Source organism: Sporosarcina sp. GW1-11 (assembly GCF_033088395.1).
In the GTDB taxonomy this organism is placed as follows: Bacteria; Bacillota; Bacilli; order Bacillales_A; family Planococcaceae; genus Sporosarcina.
This window is the reverse complement of sequence record NZ_JAPMIW010000005.1, coordinates 116,242-137,660: the sequence shown is the minus strand read 5'-3', so window position 1 is coordinate 137,660 and position 21,419 is coordinate 116,242. Positions and strand designations below refer to the sequence as shown.

At 42.0% G+C, this 21,419-nt stretch carries 20 protein-coding genes; 4 read left to right on the top strand and 16 right to left on the bottom strand.

Translation table 11 applies throughout. From position 1 onward, the window contains the following. The first annotated feature begins 7 nt into the window (after nt 1-7). Nucleotides 8-763 (top strand): hypothetical protein, encoded by a 756-nt coding sequence (locus ORD22_RS05470; RefSeq protein WP_317644914.1) that lies wholly within the window; start codon nt 8-10, stop codon nt 761-763. A 19-nt stretch (nt 764-782) separates the two neighbouring features. On the opposite strand, the gene ORD22_RS05465 is transcribed toward ORD22_RS05470, so the two are convergent. Together ORD22_RS05465 and ORD22_RS05460 are read right to left on the bottom strand one after the other, a co-directional pair. Continuing rightward, nucleotides 783-3,050 carry a DEAD/DEAH box helicase gene (locus ORD22_RS05465; protein WP_317644913.1) on the bottom strand — a complete coding sequence of 756 codons (2,268 nt, stop codon included), beginning with the start codon at nt 3,048-3,050 and terminating at the stop codon, nt 783-785. Next, nucleotides 3,043-3,417, bottom strand: a complete 375-nt coding sequence (locus ORD22_RS05460; protein ID WP_317644912.1) for a YppE family protein — start codon at nt 3,415-3,417, stop codon at nt 3,043-3,045. Before ORD22_RS05460 ends, ORD22_RS05465 begins: the two co-directional genes overlap by 8 nt. Nucleotides 3,418-3,677: 260 nt before the next feature. Between ORD22_RS05460 and recU the strand changes: the two genes are divergently transcribed. Beyond that, the gene (recU, locus tag ORD22_RS05455; protein ID WP_317644911.1) at nt 3,678-4,298 is read left to right on the top strand and encodes a Holliday junction resolvase RecU; all 621 of its coding nucleotides are present in this window, start codon (nt 3,678-3,680) and stop codon (nt 4,296-4,298) included. 15 nt (nt 4,299-4,313) lie between these two features. Continuing rightward, nucleotides 4,314-6,992 (top strand): transglycosylase domain-containing protein, encoded by a 2,679-nt coding sequence (locus ORD22_RS05450; protein ID WP_317644910.1) that lies wholly within the window; start codon nt 4,314-4,316, stop codon nt 6,990-6,992. A gap of 36 nt (nt 6,993-7,028) precedes the next feature. Here ORD22_RS05450 and ORD22_RS05445 read toward each other — a convergent pair whose 3' ends face one another. The 14 genes from ORD22_RS05445 to ORD22_RS05380 form a co-directional block, all read right to left on the bottom strand. After that, nucleotides 7,029-7,364, bottom strand: coding sequence for a YpoC family protein (locus ORD22_RS05445; protein ID WP_317644909.1), 336 nt, complete (start codon nt 7,362-7,364; stop codon nt 7,029-7,031). Beyond that, on the bottom strand, nt 7,361-8,008 hold the full coding sequence (gene nth, locus ORD22_RS05440; protein WP_317644908.1) for an endonuclease III: 648 nt from the start codon (nt 8,006-8,008) through the stop codon (nt 7,361-7,363). Before nth ends, ORD22_RS05445 begins: the two co-directional genes overlap by 4 nt. Nucleotides 8,009-8,016: 8 nt before the next feature. Further along, nucleotides 8,017-8,727, bottom strand: a complete 711-nt coding sequence (locus tag ORD22_RS05435) for a DnaD domain-containing protein (protein ID WP_317644907.1) — start codon at nt 8,725-8,727, stop codon at nt 8,017-8,019. Nucleotides 8,728-8,772: 45 nt separating this feature from the next. Next, nucleotides 8,773-9,966 (bottom strand): pyridoxal phosphate-dependent aminotransferase, encoded by a 1,194-nt coding sequence (locus ORD22_RS05430; protein WP_317644906.1) that lies wholly within the window; start codon nt 9,964-9,966, stop codon nt 8,773-8,775. 37 nt (nt 9,967-10,003) lie between these two features. Next, complete coding sequence (locus ORD22_RS05425) at nt 10,004-10,483, bottom strand: PepSY domain-containing protein (RefSeq protein ID WP_317644905.1); 480 nt, start codon at nt 10,481-10,483, stop codon at nt 10,004-10,006. Between the two features lie 54 nt (nt 10,484-10,537). Beyond that, nucleotides 10,538-13,324 (bottom strand): ATP-dependent DNA helicase DinG, encoded by a 2,787-nt coding sequence (dinG, locus tag ORD22_RS05420; protein ID WP_317644904.1) that lies wholly within the window; start codon nt 13,322-13,324, stop codon nt 10,538-10,540. A 244-nt stretch (nt 13,325-13,568) separates the two neighbouring features. Continuing rightward, entirely contained in the window at nt 13,569-13,952 is a 384-nt protein-coding gene (panD, locus tag ORD22_RS05415; RefSeq protein ID WP_317644903.1) for an aspartate 1-decarboxylase, read from the bottom strand. Next, on the bottom strand, nt 13,945-14,826 hold the full coding sequence (panC, locus tag ORD22_RS05410) for a pantoate--beta-alanine ligase (protein WP_317644902.1): 882 nt from the start codon (nt 14,824-14,826) through the stop codon (nt 13,945-13,947). Before panC ends, panD begins: the two co-directional genes overlap by 8 nt. Then, nucleotides 14,823-15,662, bottom strand: a complete 840-nt coding sequence (panB, locus tag ORD22_RS05405) for a 3-methyl-2-oxobutanoate hydroxymethyltransferase (RefSeq protein ID WP_317644901.1) — start codon at nt 15,660-15,662, stop codon at nt 14,823-14,825. Before panB ends, panC begins: the two co-directional genes overlap by 4 nt. 237 nt (nt 15,663-15,899) lie before the next feature. Further along, on the bottom strand, nt 15,900-16,883 hold the full coding sequence (locus ORD22_RS05400) for a biotin--[acetyl-CoA-carboxylase] ligase (RefSeq protein ID WP_317644900.1): 984 nt from the start codon (nt 16,881-16,883) through the stop codon (nt 15,900-15,902). Continuing rightward, nucleotides 16,861-18,048, bottom strand: coding sequence for a CCA tRNA nucleotidyltransferase (locus ORD22_RS05395; RefSeq protein ID WP_317644899.1), 1,188 nt, complete (start codon nt 18,046-18,048; stop codon nt 16,861-16,863). Before ORD22_RS05395 ends, ORD22_RS05400 begins: the two co-directional genes overlap by 23 nt. Continuing rightward, nucleotides 18,045-19,184 carry an N-acetyl-alpha-D-glucosaminyl L-malate synthase BshA gene (gene bshA / locus ORD22_RS05390; protein ID WP_317644898.1) on the bottom strand — a complete coding sequence of 380 codons (1,140 nt, stop codon included), beginning with the start codon at nt 19,182-19,184 and terminating at the stop codon, nt 18,045-18,047. The genes ORD22_RS05395 and bshA overlap by 4 nt, the downstream gene beginning before the upstream one ends. A 26-nt stretch (nt 19,185-19,210) precedes the next feature. Then, on the bottom strand, nt 19,211-20,008 hold the full coding sequence (dapB, locus tag ORD22_RS05385) for a 4-hydroxy-tetrahydrodipicolinate reductase (RefSeq protein WP_317644897.1): 798 nt from the start codon (nt 20,006-20,008) through the stop codon (nt 19,211-19,213). Beyond that, entirely contained in the window at nt 20,005-20,343 is a 339-nt protein-coding gene (locus ORD22_RS05380) for a nucleotide pyrophosphohydrolase (protein ID WP_317644896.1), read from the bottom strand. The genes dapB and ORD22_RS05380 overlap by 4 nt, the downstream gene beginning before the upstream one ends. 141 nt (nt 20,344-20,484) lie before the next feature. On the opposite strand from ORD22_RS05380, the gene ORD22_RS05375 reads away from it, so the two are divergent. After that, on the top strand, nt 20,485-21,357 hold the full coding sequence (locus ORD22_RS05375; RefSeq protein ID WP_317644895.1) for a YitT family protein: 873 nt from the start codon (nt 20,485-20,487) through the stop codon (nt 21,355-21,357). The last annotated feature ends 62 nt before the right edge of the window (nt 21,358-21,419 follow it).

Here is a 21,419-nt window from a genome sequence, read left to right as displayed (position 1 = left end):
TGACGAAGTGGAATTGGAGCGGCTTGACGCAGATGTGAAGCGTTTGGAAAAGATGAAATTAGATGTACATTCAAAAATTGATAAGCTGCTGGATCTCTACTTGGATGATAAGTGCCCAAAAGAAAAGTTGGATCAACACCATAAGCTGTTAGAAGAACAATCGAAGCAAATTGAAGTGGATTTAAGGGAGCGTAAAAGAAAGCGTGGACTTATTCAGAAAGATATGTTGAATTTTGATACAGTTGCAGAGTTCTTTGGTGTGGCTAGTCGTTTCGAAGAATTACTAGAACCCGTGGATCAACAGAAATTAATTGGCAGCCTATTCCCTTCCGCTACGCTTGATACTGAAAATAATACGTTAATCCTGCATGCTTTATTGCCCCAAGAAGTGAATGTCGATGTGAATATCAGAATTGAATCAATGGAAGAAACAACCGAACGTGAGGTATTAGAGAAAGCTAGTGAACGATACGTCAAAGCACAGAAAATATTAAATGAAAATAAAGGCTCAACACTTGAAGCGCTGGGGAAAATGATTGGTAGCCAGCCGTCTACTTTGAAATTGGATCAAGAGCGGTTCGGACCCTTCCGACATCTAAAGCCAAACAAACAATGCCCTACCCTGAAAAAACAGCGGGTTCTTATCCTGAAAGAAGAATTGCGAAAGAATCCAAAAATCAGCGGTAGGCAATTGGAAGAACGTACGGGGATTAATCGGAAAATGATTTATAAACTAATCGAAGAAGAGGAGCTGAAGCGTTAATTGCTCCGGCTCCTCACTTTTATTTAACCAGGTCTCTTAATAACATTTCTGCATTTCTTTTGTTTTGTGTCTGCCCTGCTTCTTGCGCACCAATACATATTGGACAACCATGTTCACATCGGCATTCGTTAATATGTTCTGCTGACATCCTTAGCAATTCATTCCAGCGATTATAAATATTCTCGCTTAGTCCGATTCCGCCTGGATAGCTATCGTAAATAAAGATTGTCGGCTTTTTTGTATGAGTCGCCTTCACTTGTGGTACGACATGAATATCACTTCGATCACATTTAACAAACAAAGGGATTAATGACTGGATCGCGTAAGCTGCTGCGCTCATAGCATCGGTCAGATCGGACTTCTCCCATCCATCTGGTAAGTCGAATGCAAGCCAAGTGCCATTCGTATGCATTTCTTCAGCAGGTAAAGAGATTGTACCCGAACCTATATTGTCATGTTTATTACCGAACTTAATCTTCTTGAAGATTGTTGGAATCGCTAGCACTGCCAAATCTCCGTAAGCTAATGACCGCTCCCCTTCATCCTGCCGTTTGTCTTCGCTAATGACTTTCAATTCCACCGCTAAATTCGCATCCGTGAAATAATCGACATCGACGACCGTGACGTATGCTTTTTTCTCTTCCCAATCCAATGTTTCCACTTGATATTGCGTCCCTTGATGTAAATAAATAGCTTCTTCATGCAATAAAGTCATTGCGCTGAAACGATCCATTTCTCCAATGACTCGGGTTTCTTTTGGAAATGTTTGATCGATGATAACGACATTTTCTTGTGAAGCCGAGCGCAAACTAATTTCGCCCGCTGGAAAACGATCCGTCATCCAGTGCCATTTATCCGAAGTTTGCAGCAACACACCTTCACTCTGCAAAAATGCTAGCAACTCTTGCACTTCAAACTCGCCATAGTTTTCTGTGGAACTAAATGGTAATTCAAATGAAGCACATTTTAAATGATCCATTAAAATCAGCATATTATCCGGATGAATATGAATTTCTTCTGGCTGTTGTCCAAGTAAATACGCTGGATGTTTAATAATATATTGATCAAGCGGCATCGACTGCGCAACGTAGATAATTAGTGCATCTTCCTGTCTTCTACCTGCTCGGCCTGCTTGCTGCAACGCACTCGCAATATTTCCCGGGTAACCTGTCATAATACATGCTTGTAATTGCCCGATATCAATGCCGAGCTCAAGGGCGTTCGTGCTAACAACCGTGCGGATCTCACCATTCTTCAATCCACTTTCAATCTTCCTACGCTCCGACGGTAAATAGCCGCCACGATAGCCCATCACCGTCTCATCGAACAGTTTCTTCTTCGTCAATTCCTTCATATATGTCACAAGCATTTCCACACGCACTCGACTGCGAGCAAAAATAATCGTCTGAATATGTTGCTGATAAAGGAAAGCACCTAAATCCCGTACTTCAAGGACGGCACTTCTACGAATTCCAAAAACCTCATGAACAATCGGTGGATTATAAAACACAAAATGCTTTTTCCCTCGTGGTGCACCATTTTTATCGATAAGCACCATATCTTTATTCGTTAAATTATCCGCCAGTTCTTTAGCGTTTGAAATCGTTGCTGATGTGCAAATAAAAATCGGATCACTCCCATAAAAACGACAAATCCGTTGCAAACGTCGTAACACATGCGCCACATGACTACCGAACACACCTTTATACGTATGTAATTCATCAACAACGATATACTTTAAATTCTCGAACAATGAAATCCATTTCGTATGATGCGGCAAAATCGCCGAGTGCAGCATGTCCGGGTTCGTCAAAATAATATGTCCCGACTTTCGCACCTTCGTCCGTAATCCTGGCGCGGTGTCTCCATCATACGTATGACTTAAAATTGTCTCGCCACTCGCTTCGATCAATTCATGTAGATCTGCTAATTGGTCCTGCGCTAAAGCTTTCGTCGGGAATAAATACAATGCCCGTGACGAAGGATTGTCTAAAATGGACTGCAACACCGGCAAATGATAACATAGCGATTTACCCGATGCTGTTGGAGTAATCGCCGTAATCGAATGCCCTTCACTCACCGCATCAAACGCCTCGCGCTGATGACTATATAGTTGCGTAATGCCTTTCGCCGCCAGCGCTTTTTTTATCGAAGGATGCAAACTAGGTGGAAATTCCGCAATAATTGCTTCTTGCTCCTTCAATGTTTCGATATAAGAAATATTCGGACCAAACCGCGGATCTGCAAATAATTGCTGGATAATGTCCGGTATATTTTGCTTAGTCATCGCTCCGCTCTCCTTCTTCATTCGCCATCGCATTCAACACTGTTTGCAATGTATAACGCGCTGCATTAATAGACAAAATGAAGCGTTTCTTACCCGTCTCTTTATAAAACGACTGTACGACGAATTGAGTCATTGAGTCTTTTAACGAATCAATTTGTACAGCATGAACATAGCGCGGCTTCTCTTTCGCAATCCACACCTTCATCTGATCAGACCAATCCGTAATTGCTTTGTGACTCACATCTGCATACGGCTTCACCTCACCAAAAAAATCCGGCACATGCTCCGTCTCCCTCATTTTATAAAAACGTTCCTCACACTCATCACAAATAGAAAGTAACACGCGCGTATCATTTATTCGACTCATCTATAAAACCCCTTCAACAAATTACTTTCTGGCTCACCGCGGTCTCCTCTGAAGCGAATATCCCAGACCAGTCATAGAATAGTCTTTGAACTTCATCACTTAACTTTAAGTTTATCAGAAATCCTTCCCCCACTCCACTAACTACGAACAAACATTCCAAATCACTACAAAATCGCCAACATTCATACTTAGTGAAACTTTCTTTTCGGTAACTCGTCTAGTAGTGGGTATGGTATGATGTAGAGTACGAGGTGGTCACATTGGCGATTCGTTATCCTAACGGAAAAAAGTACAACCCGTCAGTACCAGCAACAAAAAAGAAAACCAATGATTTCTCCTTCAGTAATCGGGGAAAATTATTAGAAGACGAACTCAACGACTCAAACGAATACTACCTAGCCCACGGACTAGCCGTTATCCATAAGAAACCAGTACCCGTCCAAATCGTCAACGTCCGGTACCCGGCACGAAGCGCAGCGGTTATTACAGAAGCCTACTTCCGCACTCCTTCCACGACCGATTACAACGGTGTCTGGAAAGGTCATTATGTAGACTTTGAAGCGAAAGAGACGAAAAATAAAACTTCATTGCCTTTGCAAAATATTCATTTGCATCAAGTGCAACATATGAAGCAAGTGCATGACCAATCAGGACTTGCTTTTTTTATCGTCAACTTCAGCTTACTTGACCGCTACTTTTTATTGCCATTTGATGCATTCTTCCCACTTTGGCAACGCATGGAGAGTGGCGGGAGAAAGTCTATCACATTGACAGAAATCGAAGAACGATCAATTGAAATCAGTACAGGCTATCAACCACGGCTAGATTATTTACAAGCGGTTGAGCAATGGATTCAAAAACATAATAGATTTAACCACTGAAAGGCAGGAACGTACATGAGTGATAATATAAACTCAAGAACAACGAGAAGACAACAAAAAGATACGATGCAGAAAAAGCCCGGAAGAAAAATGCCTCAAGGATTATTTAAGAAAATCCTCATGGCTATCGTTATTTTCGGTTTGGTCGTTCTAGTAGGTGGTGCTTCTTTATTCGCCTACTACGCAAGTACAGCACCAGATTTAGATGAAGAATTATTGAAAGATCCGCTGACCTCCAACTTCCTAACTAAAGATGGAGATATATTTTTGAAGTTCGGAACCGAAAAACGTGACTTTGTTCCCTACGATGAAATTCCACAGCAAATGAAAGATGCAATTTTAGCAACAGAAGATGTGCGATTCTTTCAGCACGGTGGTGTTGATTTCTATCGTTTAGGTGGTGCTGTACTAGCCAACTTCCGTAGCGGATTCGGTTCACAAGGTGCATCCACTTTGACACAGCAAGTGATCAAGAACTCTTTCCTGAAAGACGAAAAAACGTTGAAGCGGAAAGCACAAGAGGCTTGGCTTGCATATAAATTGGAAAAAGAATACACAAAAGAAGAGATTTTCGAAATGTATTTTAATAAAGTATTAATGTCTGGAAATCGTTATGGCTTCGGTACAGGTGCTAGCTATTTCTTCGGCAAGAAACTAAATGAACTTGAGTTATCCGAGATGGCGATGCTAGCAGGTATGCCACAGTATCCGAATGGCTATAATCCGTTTAAATATCCTGAGCGTGCCGAAAAGCGACGAAATATCGTCCTTACACTGATGAATCGTCACGGCAAGATCTCTACTGAAGAAATGGAAGCTGCGAAAAAAGTGCCTGTCACATCTACTTTATTATCAGAAGACGAGCGTGAAACTTTTAGTAAATATCCTGCCTACGTGGACGCTGTACTAGATGAGCTTGAAGCAGAAGGCTACGCTGATTTATTAGCGGAAGGTGTCACAGTTCAGACAGCACTCGATCCAAAAGCACAGGAAGCAGTAGAAGCTGCAATTAATGATCCAAGCTATTATGAATCAGAAGATATGCAAGCAGGTATGACTGTTTTGGATACGAAAAAAGGAACGATTGTCGCGCTTGGTGGTGGACGTAATTATTCGGGACGTAATTTGAACTTCGCTGAACAAAACCGTCAACCTGGATCCGTGATCAAACCTATTCTGGCTTACGGGCCAGCTATTGAAGAGTTAAACTGGTCAACAGGTCAAAAAGTAGTTGATGAACCGTATAAATATAAAGGAATGGACAAATCGATTAATAACGCTGACGGACGTTTCTTAGGTACGTTGACGATGCGCGAAGCTTTGTATTATTCACGAAATGTCCCAGCAGTTAAAACATTTGAAAAAGTAGGAGGAAAGAAAGCTGAAGCCTTCGCTGCAAAACTCGGTTTAGCCTATGATGATATAAGTTCTGGCCATGCGTTAGGTGGCGGTACAGCTCAATTCTCTACTGTCCAAATGGCAGGTGCATATGCAGCATTCGGTAACGGGGGAATTTATACTAAGCCTCATACTGTGACGAAAATCACGTTGCGTGACGGTAAAACAGTGAAAAATCTTCGTCCCGATCCTGTCACAGCAATGAAAGACTCAACAGCATATATGATTACAGATGTATTACGTGATGTATTGACGTCTTACGGGACAGCTGAAAAAGCAGCGATTAGTGGTATGGATATCGCCGGTAAAACAGGTACAACCAACTATCCTGCTGATATAATGCGTAAAGAAAATATGAAGAGTCACTATGTTCCGGATACTTGGTTCACTGGCTATACGACAGAGTATACAATCTCTACTTGGGGCGGTTATGCTGACTATAAAACGCCAATCACAACTTACGATTATGGCCGTTATGTTCCGCAAAAGCTATTTAAAGCAGTGATGACCAAGATTGCCAGTAATCCAGGTGAATTCATTCAACCAGATTCAGTGGAAGAGGCAGCAATCGTGAAAGGTAGCGATCCAATTGTCTTAGCCAGTTCATTCACATACAGCAACTTAGTACGTAATGAATTATTCGTCAGAGGTACACTGCCAGCTAAACAAGCAATTCCGAAAAAGGTTTCTATTCCAAGCCCAAGTAATATGACAGCACAATTCGATGCGAATTCTAATTCCATCGCATTGAACTGGAATTACGATGCATCGAAAAAATATGATAGTTTAGGTAGTCCATCATTCAATGTCAGTGTCTCCATCGACGGCGGTGCCTATCAAAGCATCACGAAGACAAATGCTCAATCAGCGGTCTTCTCAGGAGCTGAATTCGGTAGAAGCTACACGTTCTCCGTAACTGCTACTATGGGTGGCTATACGAGTGGATCGGCTACAGCTACTTTATCGTTAGCAGGATCCAGTTCTCCAGTAACCAAAGAACCGATTATTAAAGAACCAGATGGAGATACCGAGGAGCCGATTGAAGTACCAGGCGATCCAAATGATGAAGATAATGACTCCGAACAAAATGATCAAAACAACCAGGGGCAAGATAACTCCAACGGGCAAGAACAAGAGGGTCAAAACAACAATCAAGGGCAAGATAGTGCAGGTAACCAAGAACAAAGTAACCAAGGAAATGCAGAACAGGAAGGCCAAGGAAATCAAGGGCAGGGAAATCAAGATCAAAGCCCGATCAGTCCAACACCTGAAGCTCCACCCGCAGAAAACAATTAAAAAATCGGCAAGAGGTATTTTCCTCTTGCCGATTTTTTATTGTTGAACGCGCAAACGAGCAGCTTTTTTCTTCACTTCATCATACAACATCGTCAACTGAATCAGCGCATAGTGGCTCGTATGTTGCATCCTAATAAAATCTATTCGTTCTTGATAATTATTCGGCGCTAACATAAAATGCGTCTTACCTGTAAACGTATTCTCTTCTGTTCCACTATTCTCGACTAACGCTGTCAGTTGATCAATCGCTAACTGTAATAAACCTATCCGTCGCTCGTCACGTATTGCATACATCTTCTCAAGTTCCGGCTTTTGCTGTTCCCAGTGTACAAGAATTTGTTTAACGGATTCTTTTAGTTGCTCTGAACTCATTTCGCTTTCATCCTTTTCTTACCTTCACGGCACAAATGCAAGAGCGGACATTCTGGACAATTCGGATTTTGTGCTTTGCAGTGATAGCGTCCGAAGAAAATGACTTGATGATGAGTTTGTGTCCATTTTTCCATCGGTGTCCAGCGCATGATTTTCTCTTCCACATCAATTGGACGGTCTTTCCAACGATTCATACCTAAGCGTTTCGCTACGCGTTCGACATGTGTATCAACGGCTAGGGCGGGTACTCCGAATGCATTAGAGACGACAACATTCGCTGTTTTTCTACCCACACCAGGTAGTGTCATCATCGCATCCCGATCAGCAGGCACTTCCCCACCATAGTCTTCGATTAGTTGTCCACTCAACGCTTGAATGTTTTTGGACTTATTGCGGTAAAGACCAATGGAACGAATATCTTGTTGCAATTCTTCGTTCGGTACACGTAAATAATCTTCCGGCGTCGTATACTTTTGGAATAAATCAGCAGTCACACGATTAACCAAAACATCCGTACATTGAGCAGATAACAGTGTCGCGATGAGTAATTCAAATGGGTTTTTATGCACAAGTTCACAATGAGCATCGGGGAACATCTCTTCAAATGTTTGCAGGCAAAATTGCCATTGCGTTTTTGTTAACATCGTCTATCCTACTCCCGTTCTTCCAACCAATTATAAAAGGGAACTTGCTTGATTGCTGGATTTCGCGGTTGCTCGGCAGTCGCTGCAACAACCGGACGGAAAGCGCGAGTCTGTTTTTCCACGTCACGCATCGATTTGACATTTTTCTTTTTCCATTCGAATAAAATGCGATCAATATAGCGCAAACTCATCTTCTGCGCTAGTACGGCTTCTTTCAACGCAGCGCGGATAATTTCCGGTGTATGGCCGTCTTTATCAATCCACATTCCAATCGTTTCACATTCCATCGGTGATAGAAAACGTCCGAATTCCTGCTCAAATAGCGAGTATACTTCCCCTTCTGCCAGTTTTGTTTGCTGTTCCGTTGTTTGTACTTTGCGCTTTTCGACTATTTCCAATAAACGATCCCATAAAGGGAATAATGAAAACTTTTCGTGCAACACATTGTTTTCATCGGTACTTTGTTCAATCGTAAATAACCCTTTGCGCATCAGGCGCTGCAAGCAATCTGTTACATCTTTTTCTGTTTGTTGCATACGATTTGCAATATCTGTCGGTGTCGGAAAATAATCTCCGTTTCCTTGAAATGCAATAATGTGCAAAATCACCATGGCGTCGGTATCAGAAATTAATAATTGTTTATACTCTTGAAAAAAGAGCTGGGAAATAGATACATTTCCCTGCTCAATCCAAATTTTCAGCCGTTCATCTTGCTGCATAATCGAAACTTCCTCTCATCAGCAAACGATTCCTTGCTGTTGTGTTTAGGCTTTCCAATGTTCTTTGACAAATTTTTCAATACGGTCGATTCCTTTTTCCAACTGCTCGATGGACGTTGCATATGATAAGCGAATCGTCGTAGCCGAACCAAAACCGGATCCAGGAATGACAGCTACGTTTGCCTCCATAAGTAAAGCTTGTGCAAAATCATCCACAGTATCGTATCCTGTTTTTTCCAATGCCTCTGTTACATCTGGTAAGAAGTAGAACGCACCTTGAGGCTTCAATACATGGAAGCCTGGGATAGCTGCTAACTTTGGATACGCTTGATTTAAGCGAGATTCAAAATCTTTACGCATCATTTCCACCGTGTCTTGCGGACCGTTATATGCTTCAATTGCCGCGAACTGTGACGTCGTGACGGGATTAGATGTTGAGTGGCTTGCCAAGTTCGTCATCGCGCTGACTACTTCTGCGTCTCCCGCAATATAACCAATTCTCCAGCCAGTCATAGAATGTGATTTCGATACGCCATTAATGATCAAAGTACGCTCTTTCGCATCATCTGAGAGTTGAGCGATTGATACGTGCTTCCGACCTTCATAGACCAATTTTTCATAGATTTCATCGGAAATAATCCAAATATCTTTTTCGCGACAGACGTCAGCAATTTCTTGTAATTCTTCTTTTGTATAGATCATACCCGTCGGATTTCCTGGAGAATTAATGATAACTGCTTTTGTTTTCTCCGTTACAGCGTCGCCAATTTGCTTAGCCGTTACTTTGAATTGCTCGGCAGCCGTCCCTTCAATGTACACAGGTACACCTTCTGCTAATTTCACTTGCTCCGGGTAACTAACCCAGTATGGAGAAGGGATGATAACTTCATCGCCTTTATCGAGTAGAACTTGGAACAATGTAAAGAGCACATGTTTTGCTCCTACGCCGACCATAATTTCATTGCGTGCATAAGTTAACTCTTGATCTCTTTTCAATTTGGCAATTATCGCATCTTTTAATTCAGGAAGACCACCCGATGGAGTATACTTTGTCTTGCCATCTTTCATCGATTGGTACGCAGCCTGTAAAATATTCTCAGGGGTATTAAAGTCTGGTTCCCCTGCTCCGAGCCCGACGATATCGATGCCGGCTGTCTTCATTTCTTTCGCTTTCGCTGTAATCGCTAATGTTGTAGATGGTGATAATGTATTGACTCTAGATGCTAATTGTTTTCTCAAATTGACCGCTCCCCTTTAATTCTAATCCCACATTAATTTATAAATTCAAAATTTGCTTCTGCCACTTACCATCTGTAAAGTCTAGATACACATAATTCAAGCGATCATCTTCTCCTATGAAGCTTACTTCCCAGAGCAGTCTCTCTTTTTCTATTCCGAGTGAAGTATGAAGAATTTTTTTGACGGGCTTTTCTTTCTTTACGATAGCTGTAGCTTGTTGCTTTGTAATCCCTTTTGAGGGAGTAACTGTGCGAACGATTTCACCAGACTTTTCGTTCACTAAAAGGGCTTTATACTTCCCTTTTCTGTCTGTGCCATACACAGCAATCAATGAAGCATTCCCACGGTAACTCGTTGTTTCGTCGACTTCGACAAGTTCCCCTGCGTTCAGCACGACTTCGATTGCTGCTTCTTGTGAAGAGGCAAATGGTTTGTTTGATTGATACAAAACAAAGATTGCTATTGCTGCAAAAAGGGTGAGTAAAAAGACGGATAAAAATTTAATCCAATTAAGCATAAGCAACCCTTCCTGTCGAATGAACCGTCTATTTGTTTCGATTCATTTTCTAATCTACTTTCCATCAGTACAACCTTCATTATAGCAATTTTCGATCTCGTTCACCAGCGCTTGAACTGATACTTTTTTAATAAATGATTGCGGTAAAGCTTGCAGAAATGATTGGCCATAAGATTTCGTGTCAATGCGACGATCCAGTATTATAAAGAACCCTTTTTCATCTGATGAACGGATTAAACGGCCGAATCCTTGGCGAAATCGAAGTATTGCCTCAGGTAATGCGAGATGCTTAAACGAATTTTTCTGTTGCTCTTGTAAGGCCGTAGAACGCGCTTTGAACATTGGCTCTTCAGGTGAAGTAAATGGCAATCGCACGATAACGACAGCGGATAATTGTTCACTTGGCACATCGACACCTTCCCAAAAACTTGTCGTCCCAAATAAAATCGCTTTTTCCTGCTTTTTAAATGTTTTCAACAATTTATGACGGCTACCCGAACTGACACCTTGCGCGATGAGCATGAAGTCATCCTCTAATGAACCGCTATCTTGTATAGCTTCGTGCGTTTTCTTCAACATATCATGTGATAGGAATAAGGCAAACACGCGCCCATCAATCGCAACCGCTGTTTGAATCAACGCATCCGCCACCGCATCAATATATTCTTCATTCGACACTTGCTGAATGTCCGGCATATCTTCGACGATAAACGTATGTGCCCCAGCATAAAAGTTATCTGGTGCATTAAATGTAAAGAGTGGTACGTCAGCAGGCACGCCTAATTGATCGAGTACGAAGCGCTTGTCTTGCCCGGCAGTCAACGTACCGGATGTCCAAACAACCCCTGTTTCGCCTTCTAACGGCTCGATGAACGACTGAACAACGGACGCACCATTGATTGGGCTTTTCTTAATACGTAAACTACCTGGTAAGCTTCGGCTATCTTTCTCCATCCAAATCGTCGTACCTGGCTGACGCTCTTCTAGAAATAGTTCAATCCACTCGCCCGCTTTAATTTTCATCTCATGGAGCCAATATTGCCATTCATTACTTGCTGCTTGCTCATGTATAGTTAATTCATTCATTAGCCCTTTAAGTGGTGCACTATAATTTTCTGCAATCCGAATATAGTCATTCATTTTCCGTAAGACTTTCTGGAAGCTATCATGTGTGCGTAATTGATCGCTTAGGAACTCTACCGAACGGGTTGTTTGGCGGTTCCCTTTCGTTCTACTATTCGCAAGAACTAACATACATTCGTCAAATGCTACCATGAATGCTTCATATGATTCGAATAGACGTTCCGTAGAAAATTTAGAATTGAAATGAAAGCGCGTCAAAATTTCTTGTACATCAAATAATAACTGGCCATTGCTAAATGCATTTAACTGTCCCATGACGTATTTCCAGTGGGTATAGGAAAATACTTGTTCATGCGTTTGAATCGCTGCTTGGTTCAATTGATGTGCTTCATCCACAACAAGCCCACCGATCGAATGAAATAATGGTTCATGACGATCTTTATCATTCATCAGCATCGCATGGTTCGTCAGTAAAATCATCGAATGTTTGCAGCGTGTTAAATTACGTGAATAGAAATCCGCTGTTCTCTCATCTTCTTTTACTTTCATCGAACGCTTACGAATGCGATCGATAAATAATTGTCCGCCACCTGATACATTCACTTCATCCAAATCACCTGTTGTCGTCTCCGTCAGCCATACGAGCACTTGCATAATCGTCATAGAATCATCATAGACCTCATCATTGAAGTGTAATAGCTCTTCAAATTTTCCAAGAGAAATATAATTCGCCATACCTTTGATCACCGTCGTCGGTATATGAATCTTCAGCGCACTTTCTAATTTCTCGACTTCTTCGGCCAACGTGTCTACTAAATGATTTGTATACGTGCTAATGACTACTGGTTTCGACGTTTCATAAGAACGTATAATAGCAGGGATCAAATAGCCAATCGTCTTTCCAACACCCGTTGGTAATTCAATCGCCACTTGGTTCTTTTCTGTGAATGCTTTCCACGCTAAATCCATCAATTCTGCTTGCCCCGTTCGCACTTGATAGACAGGATTGATTTGACCCAGTAGCTTTTGCTTCGCTTCAACAGTTGTTGGAAAATTAAAAGGTAACTCTCCCGTCTTGCTCATTAGCTGTTCCGTACGATAGGGAATCCCACGGAATAACGTATAGCTAGCATCTGTTTCTTTGCGGCGGGCTCGTTTTAGCGCTTCATAAAACAAGGACGATACATCTGATTTCAACGCAAAAGAACGTTCATGTAAACGACTCAGTGTCTCTTTCGGTAATCCTTCAATTTTCTCAATGGTTTTTAATAAAAACTGAGCTGTCGCTTCCGCATCATCATCCGCTCGATGCGCTTGGTGCAAAGCAATATCCAGCGATTCTGCAATATCTTGTAAGCGATAACTAGGCAATGAAGGATAGACGATTTTCGCCAGCTCCACTGTATCGACTTTTTTTCCACGCCAAGGAGACACGCCACAACGTGCGAGTTCTTTTTGTAAAAACGACACATCAAAGTCGGTATTATGCGCAACAAATATGCAGCCTGCAAGCAAATCTGCCACTTCCTCAGCGATAGCTTCAAAAGGCGGAGCATCCGCAACATCTTCATCACCAATCGATGTCAATTGGTGGATGAATGAAGGGATGGGGCGCTCAGGATGAACGTAGCTCATATATGTATCGATTATTTGATTATTTTCAATAAAGACAATTGCGATTTGGATGATCCGATCTCCTTTTGAAGGCGAGTGACCAGTCGTTTCCAGATCAACAACTGCATATTTGCTTGTGGACATACCATCATCAACTTCCTATTAAGTTTCTAAAGCAAATTGTATCATACTTACTACAGCTACTCACGTCTTGCCTCGTGTTAATTGAACGACGAATAGGTAATTGGAAGTTAGTTACATCAAGGGATTTCCGCTACAGAAGGGAACGCAATGAAACAGTAGCAACCCACTCTTCACTTCTAAAGCGAAAATCCAAACAGTTCCCCTAACTAAAACCCCATCTGAACAAGTCAGATGGGGTTTGCGATTAAAATATAGCGACGCCTGGTTTTTCGGTGATGACTTCTTTGACTCGGTTGTTCTCATCCATAATCAAAACGTTTGGTGTATGTGTGCGGGCTTCTTCATCCGTCATGTATACATAAGATAGAATGATAACGATGTCGCCTGGTTGCACGAGACGAGCTGCTGCACCATTGACACAGATCACACCACTGCCACGTTCACCTTCGATAATATAAGTTTCGAAACGTGCACCGTTATTATTATTAACGATTTGTACCTTTTCGTTTGGCAACATGCCTGCAGCGTCTAGTAACGCCGCGTCAATTGTTATACTGCCGACATAGTTTAAGTTGGCTTCAGTGACCGTTGCGCGGTGTAGTTTTCCATTCATCATCGTTCTAAACATTTTTCTCATCCTTTATACTTGACATAATAATATTATCTATCAATCGAGTCGATGTAAATTTCACGGCAGTTGCGATAATAATTTCTTCTGCTTCCCCGAAACTTTCATCTAGCGAAGGGTATGCTAATGCTTTGACGTAGTCGATTGTGCCAGATGTTTCATTTTCAATAACATTTGAGACGATTTTTTCGACTTCTTTTAACGACACGCCTTCATAATAGCTTCTTTTACCCATACATAACGCCCGATAGATGGCAGGTGCTTGATCACGTTCTTGTGGTTCCAAACGAACATTACGAGAACTCTTTGCTAGTCCATCTTCTTCACGCACAGTAGGTACACGACATATAGATGTACGTAAATTAAAGTCTCGGACAAATGTTTCGATAATCGCCAATTGCTGTGCGTCTTTCATACCAAAATAAGATTCATCTGGATCGACGATGTTGAATAGTTTCAACAGGACCTTTAACACCCCGTCAAAATGTCCTGGTCTGGATGCACCACAAAGACGTGCTGCTTGTTCTCCAGGTAGAATACGGATCGAGCTTGTCCGTGGATACATTTCATTGACTGCAGGGACAAATAAATAATCGACACCGGCAGCCGAAGCTAGTTCAGCATCACGCTGTTCGTCACGAGGGTATGCTTCATAATCTTCGCCTGGACCGAATTGTGCAGGATTGACGAAAATACTCATAACGACAAGATCATGGTCTCTTCGTGCTTGTTTCACTAGTTCTAGATGACCTTCGTGAAGGAAACCCATTGTCGGCACAAATCCGATGGTACGACCTCCGCGCTTTCTAGGATTCAAGATATTTTGTAGCTCCGCTATTGAACGTACTATTTGCATCGTCGCACTCGCATTCATTGCGTGTCCCCCCCATATAAAGCATCTAATTCTTCTTCTTTCATCGTAAATCGATGGCTCTCGGCAGGAAATGAACCGTTTTTGACCGCTAGATTATAAAGTCTCATAGCGCCTTCGATATCTTTTCCAACGTCTGCATAACTTTCGACGAATTTCGGTAAACTATGATTGCCGTAACGCACCATATCGTGGAATACAAGCACTTGACCATCTGTATCTGCACCCGCTCCGATGCCAATGAGTGGAATCGATACAGCTTGCGCCACTTCCTTCGCCAATTGGAATGGAATACATTCTACAACGATCATGAATGCGCCAGCTGCTTCACATGCTTTTGCGTCTTCGATCAATTGTTTTGCTGCTGTTGCTGTTTTGCCTTGTACTTTATATCCGCCCGTTACTCCAGCTGATTGAGGAAGTAATCCTAAGTGCGCACAAACTGGCATCCCAGCTGTCGTCAACAACTTGATTTTATCAATGACTTCACCGCCGCCTTCAACTTTCAATGCATTCGCTGATGTTTCCTGAAATAAACGAAGCGCATTTTGTAAAGTTGAATCCACAGATCCGTGGTATGTCCCAAAAGGCATATCGACAATAACAAACGTATTCTTTGCGCCTCTTCTTACGGCTTTCCCATGATGGACCATCTCGTCTAATGTCACACTAGCTGTCGATTCATAGCCTAAAACGACCATTCCTAACGAATCACCTACTAAGAGTACATCGACAGCTGCTGTTTCTGCGATTTGCGCTGTTGGAAAGTCATAAGCCGTCAGCATACTAATTTTCTCACCGGCTACTTTCATTTTCGAAAAATCTGTTGTTGATTTCACTTTATATCTTCTCCTTTTCGACTCTTTTCAGCGCGGGCTATTAGAACAAAAATAAAACCCTACTGATCCAAAATTGGACAGAAGGGTTGCGTAAGCGTTACATCATGCTTCCTCCGTCCCTGTCTCTACAGATCAAGGCAGAACTACTTCCTATTTCATTTGCCATTCAGGTGCAGCTCCACGTACGATACCGCCCTACGATGTATACTATATCAAAACCGTTAGATTCTGTATAGTTTAATTTCTTAATTCAATGTCTGCAGAATAAATTCCCCGAATCGAGCCGTCTTCTAATTGTAGCTCCAGCATACCATCTTGAGAAATGCCAAGCGCAATTCCTTCGACAGTTTCATTGACCATAGTCGCTCGGATTTTTCTGCCTGTAATCGTTGCATAGCTTTCCCATAACAACTTAATCGGTGCAAAACCTTTTTCTACATAAAGCGCTGTGTATTGCTCTAAGTAATGCATAATCTTTGCGACCAATTTTGCCCGGTCTACTTTTTCACCTTTTTCAATCCGCAATGAAGTAGCAATCGTTTGAAGTTCTTCTGGAAAATCCGCAAGCTCTTGATTCGCATTGACACCCATGCCTAGAATAATCGCTTTAACCCGGTCTGGATCCGCTTGTAGCTCAGTCAATATACCAGTCACTTTTTTCCCATTGATTAAAATATCATTTGGCCATTTAATAACCGGTTGAATATTCGTCACATCCTCAATGGCTCGCACGATCGCAACAGCCGCTACTAACGTCAATTGTGGTGCTTGCTGAGGTGCGAGCTTCGGTCGAATGATCAAACTCATCCAAATTCCACGTCCTGCATTTGATACCCATGGTCTCGCCAGACGCCCTTTGCCTGCCGTTTGTTCTTCGGAAATGATTAACGTCCCATCAGATGCTCCGTTTTGCGCTTCTTCATGAGCAATTGTTTGCGTCGTCGGGCATGTTTTAAAGTATCTTATATTACGACCATAAGCAGTCGTATCTAACTGTTCGCTAATATTCGCTGCATTGACTAAGTCAGGTGCATCAATTAAGAAATACCCTTTTTTACGTTGCGAACCGATTTCATATCCTTCTTCTTCGAGCTCTTTAATATATTTCCAAATAGCCGTTCGGGATAGACCGAATTCATCAGCAATATCTTGTCCCGACACAGGCTCACCTTGCGCCGCAAATAACCTTTTCAATAATTCATTCTTTACGGGAGATTTCATATACAAACCATTCCTTTATCGCCTGTGCGTCATTTTCAATACATCCGCTAACTACTGCTCGTTCAATCTTTTCAATCCATTCACTCGTCCACTTGCCCCCGCGTAGTCCAGACCATTGCAATAAATCAGTACCTGTAAAAGCGAGTTCGTCTCGTTTTTGGATAGGCAATTGTTTTTTTCGTTCCACTAATTGTTCATATGTTTCCGTCGTTTCATCCGGATACTTCGCATGGCGAATTCTTTCAACTACATTCAGCACATCTAATGGGAAGTAATACATATCCAGCACATCGAATGAACGACTAGCTCGCAAATTTAATGCATCTTCACATTGCTTTAAGAAACGTTTTTCTTCGTTGGATAATTTAAAATGATGGGCAAGCTCTGTTGCAGACACCTCACTCATCGACAGCATGGCCGCCCACCCATGACGTGCATGGGTGAAGGGTACGAAACTATCAAGCTGTTCAAATGAAGAAAATAGTTCTGGAAACAGTGTAGGCAAGCCTATTTCTCGACTATACTGAAATGCTTTTGATGGGTTAACCCCTTGAAACAACTTATCTATTTCCACTTTAATACGTTCAATCGCGATATGCTGTAATTCATGCGCCAATTGTTTCATCGCTTCCAATGTTTCTGATTCAATGTGGAAATTCAAAACAGCAGAAAAGCGCAAGGCACGTAAAACCCGCAACGGATCTTCACCAAATCGTTCCCGGGGTTTCCCTACTGAACGAATGACGCGGGCTTCTAAATCCGCCCGCCCACCAAACCAATCCACTAGTTCATCCTCAAGCGTCATCGCAAGCGCATTAATCGTAAAATCTCGACGCTGTAAATCTTCCTTTAATGATGTACCGTGGACAACTTCATCTGTTGCACGATGGTCGCTATATATCTCTTCTGTACGAAAAGTCGTCACTTCAATCGGTTCAGGCGCAAGAACTAGAATCGTGCCATGCTCAATACCAATATCAATCGTATGGCGAAACACTTTCTTCACTTGTTCAGGTGTCGCTGACGTTGCGATATCAATATCAGTAGGTTCTTTACCGAGCAAAAAGTCCCGCACAGCACCACCGACGAATACCGTTTCAAAACCCGCCGACTGTAATTCTGAAATTACGCGACGGCTTGCTTCCGTCCCAAATGGAGTTGTCATTTCATCGCCGCCACTTCATAATATAGTGCTTCGTATTGTGAAACGATTTTGTCCGAACGAAACTCTTCACGTACCGTATCGAGTGCCTGTTTTTTCATCTCTTGATGGAGCGCATGATCCGTCAGCAGTCGCGTCACGCAGTTGGCGACTGCTTGTACATCTCCTAACTCTACAAGATAGCCGTTGCGACCATCATCTACCACTTCCGGTATGCCACCGATAGCTGTTGCGACAGCAGGAACACCGCAAGCAAACGCCTCCAACAAGACGAGACCGAATGCCTCCTTTTCAGATAGCAATAACATTACATCGCTAATCGATAAGAGATCCGGTAAATCATCACGTTTACCGACAAATAAAATATCTTCCTGCAGTCCCTCAGATTCAACATACTCTTCCAAATCAAACTTTTCAGGCCCTTCTCCAACCAGGAGTAGTTTCGCTTTATGCTTTTTATCGATCAATCGGAAACTTTCAATAATATCGGGAATTCGTTTCACTTTACGGAAATTCGAAATATGGATCAAGACACGTTCGTTCGACGCAATACCAAGTTCTTTACGTATATTTGTAGCTTCGCGCGGATAATACTTTTCTTCATCAATGAAATTATAAATCGTGGTAATTGTAGTCGTCGGTTGTAGCAATTCAATCGTTTCATTTTTTAACGAACGAGAAACTGCAGTCACACGATTTGACTTATTAATACCATAAGATAACGTGTTTTTCAAAGCAGGATCATGTCCTAAAATTGTCACGTCAGTACCGTGCAATGTCGTAATGATACCAATTTTCGAGTTTGCCATATCTTTCGCTAATATGGCAGAAATCGCATGTGGGACCGCATAGTGAACATGAAGCACATCAAGAGATTCGGACTCGATGACTTGTGCAATTCGATTAGCGAGCGCAATATCATACGGTGGATATTTAAACACTGCGTACCCTTCAATGGTCACTTCATGAAATTGAATATTCGGATGAGCATCTAAGAAACGAAACGGCTTACTTGATGTAATATAATGCATTTCATGACCTTTATCCGCCATTTTCAAGCCGAGTTCCGTCGCAACAACACCTGAACCGCCTAATGATGGATAACAAATCACACCTACTTTTAATTTTCTTTGTTGCATACGTTCAACCGCCTCACTGATGGTCTTTAATCGATAATTTTTTCTAATCCATAAACGAACTGTTGTGACGAGACCGCCTCACGAATTGCTAATAAAATTCCTTGCATAAATGATTTACGATCGAATGAATCATGGCGAAGCGTCAATAATTCACCTTCACCGCCAAGTAATACCTCTTGGTGCGCGAGTAATCCAGGTAATCGGATACTATGAATTTTCATACCCTCAACGTCTGCGCCTCTAGCTCCTTTAAGTTTTTCTTGCTCTTCCGGGTGACCTTGGATATGTGCAGCACGTACTTCGCGAATCATTTCAGCTGTTTTCACTGCAGTACCCGACGGCGCATCAAGTTTACGGTCATGGTGCATTTCCAAAATTTCTATATCCCCTAAATAACGTGCAGCTTGCTGAGCAAATTTCATCATCAATACCGCGCCAATGGAGAAATTCGGTGCGATAATGCAGCTTTTCTGTTGTTCATTAGCTAAATTTTCAAGGTCTGTTAGCATCTCCATTGTTAGTCCAGAGGTTCCGATCACTACGTGCATACCAAGGCTTAATGCTTCACTTGCATTCGTGAAGACCGCATCTGGATCCGTAACATCCAATAAGATGTCTGCCTGATGTGCGGCTTGTAATGCAGTGAGAGAAGTATAAATGGGAATACCTTCTGTGTCGTTTACTGTTTCATTATGTAAAAATTGTCCCCCATGTTTATAATCTAGTGCAGCGACTACTTCCATATCGGCTGCTTCGTATGCTGCGAGTACAGCTGTACCACCCATTCTTCCACGTGCACCTGCGATTGCTACTTTAATCGTCATTTTGTTTCCTCCTTTTTAGTCCAGCGATCTTTGTCTCGCGTGTTGAATTTTTTCATGACTGTATCTAATGCTTCCGCTAAGTCAATGTTTTGTGAGTTAGCAAAGCAAATGAGTACGAATAATAAGTCACCTGTTTCTTCTTCGAGTGATCGCACAGCTTCTGTTGATTTTTTCTTTTTCATACCATAGCGGTCTTGAACTTCACGTGAAAGTTCGCCAAGTTCTTCCGTCAGTCTAGCAAGTAGCTCCATTGGAGGGAAATATCCTTCTTTAAAGCTTGTTATGTATGTGTCGACTTGTTGTTGTAATTGTTCCATTGTTTTAGGTGTTTCCATTATGCAATCAACTCCCCTTCCTATCGTATGCATTCTACTGGCTATTGTCAAAATATAATATTTAGCACATACTGATTATATTGTTGTATTTGCAATAGCGTTCTAAACATCAAGAGATTATATACATGAGGAGTGGTGTGTTTGTTTACTGGGATTCGGGTTCGAAATATTTTATTGATTATTCTAGGAGCGGCGATTTTTAGTTTTGGTTTAGTAAACTTTACAATCCAACATGAGTTAGCAGAAGGTGGATTTACAGGAATTACGCTAATTTTACTATTTGCGTTTAATTGGGACCCTGCGTTAATGAACTTAGTGTTGAATATCCCGATGTTCGTTCTAGGTTGGAAAATGCTCGGAAGACGGTCGTTTATTTATACAGTAATTGGTACAATAGCCGTATCGGTGTTTATCAAGATTTTCATGAAATATCAAGCGCAGATACATATGGAAGGCGATTTATTTTTAGTCGCGTTATTTGCCGGTGTCTTCATCGGTATTGGTCTTGGTATTATTTTCAGAAGTGGTGGCACAACAGGTGGCTCAGATATTATTGCGAGACTTGCGCATAAAAAATACGGCATTACAATGGGCAAGACGATGTTCGCATTCGATGCAGTCATCATTCTGCTATCGTGGGCAGTGTACTTAGACTACCGTTCGATGATGTACACGTTAGTCGCGTTATTCGTAGGTGCGCGTGTCATTGACTTCGTTCAAGAAGGTGCGTATTCTGCAAGGGGCGCATTTATCGTTACAAGCTCCCCAGACGAACTGGCAGAGAATATTAGTGAGAAGATGGGTCGAGGCGTAACTGTATTCAAAGGGTACGGCCACTTCTCAAAAGAAAATCGTGAAATTCTTTACTGTGTCGTGGGCAAGAATGAGATGATCCGCTTAAAAAACCTAATCACCTCAGTAGATCCAGAAGCTTTCGTTTCGTTGATGGAAGTACACGACGTCATGGGTGAAGGCTTTACACTGGATGAACAAAAACGACCATTGGCTGATTAAATGAATACACAGCGGCTGATCCTGACGCATTAGAAGGGGATGCAGGGAAACGGTATACTTCC

Coding starts and splice junctions, on each gene's coding strand:
- ORD22_RS05465 (WP_317644913.1), bottom strand. CDS start 3,050: ATGACTAAGCAAAATATACCGGACATTATCCAGCAATTATTTGCAGAT.
- ORD22_RS05460 (WP_317644912.1), bottom strand. CDS start 3,417: ATGAGTCGAATAAATGATACGCGCGTGTTACTTTCTATTTGTGATGAG.
- ORD22_RS05450 (WP_317644910.1), top strand. CDS start 4,314: ATGAGTGATAATATAAACTCAAGAACAACGAGAAGACAACAAAAAGAT.
- ORD22_RS05445 (WP_317644909.1), bottom strand. CDS start 7,364: ATGAGTTCAGAGCAACTAAAAGAATCCGTTAAACAAATTCTTGTACAC.
- nth (WP_317644908.1), bottom strand. CDS start 8,008: ATGTTAACAAAAACGCAATGGCAATTTTGCCTGCAAACATTTGAAGAG.
- ORD22_RS05435 (WP_317644907.1), bottom strand. CDS start 8,727: ATGCAGCAAGATGAACGGCTGAAAATTTGGATTGAGCAGGGAAATGTA.
- ORD22_RS05425 (WP_317644905.1), bottom strand. CDS start 10,483: ATGCTTAATTGGATTAAATTTTTATCCGTCTTTTTACTCACCCTTTTT.
- dinG (WP_317644904.1), bottom strand. CDS start 13,324: ATGTCCACAAGCAAATATGCAGTTGTTGATCTGGAAACGACTGGTCAC.
- panD (WP_317644903.1), bottom strand. CDS start 13,952: ATGTTTAGAACGATGATGAATGGAAAACTACACCGCGCAACGGTCACT.
- panC (WP_317644902.1), bottom strand. CDS start 14,826: ATGAATGCGAGTGCGACGATGCAAATAGTACGTTCAATAGCGGAGCTA.
- ORD22_RS05400 (WP_317644900.1), bottom strand. CDS start 16,883: ATGAAATCTCCCGTAAAGAATGAATTATTGAAAAGGTTATTTGCGGCG.
- ORD22_RS05395 (WP_317644899.1), bottom strand. CDS start 18,048: ATGACAACTCCATTTGGGACGGAAGCAAGCCGTCGCGTAATTTCAGAA.
- bshA (WP_317644898.1), bottom strand. CDS start 19,184: ATGCAACAAAGAAAATTAAAAGTAGGTGTGATTTGTTATCCATCATTA.
- dapB (WP_317644897.1), bottom strand. CDS start 20,008: ATGACGATTAAAGTAGCAATCGCAGGTGCACGTGGAAGAATGGGTGGT.
- ORD22_RS05380 (WP_317644896.1), bottom strand. CDS start 20,343: ATGGAAACACCTAAAACAATGGAACAATTACAACAACAAGTCGACACA.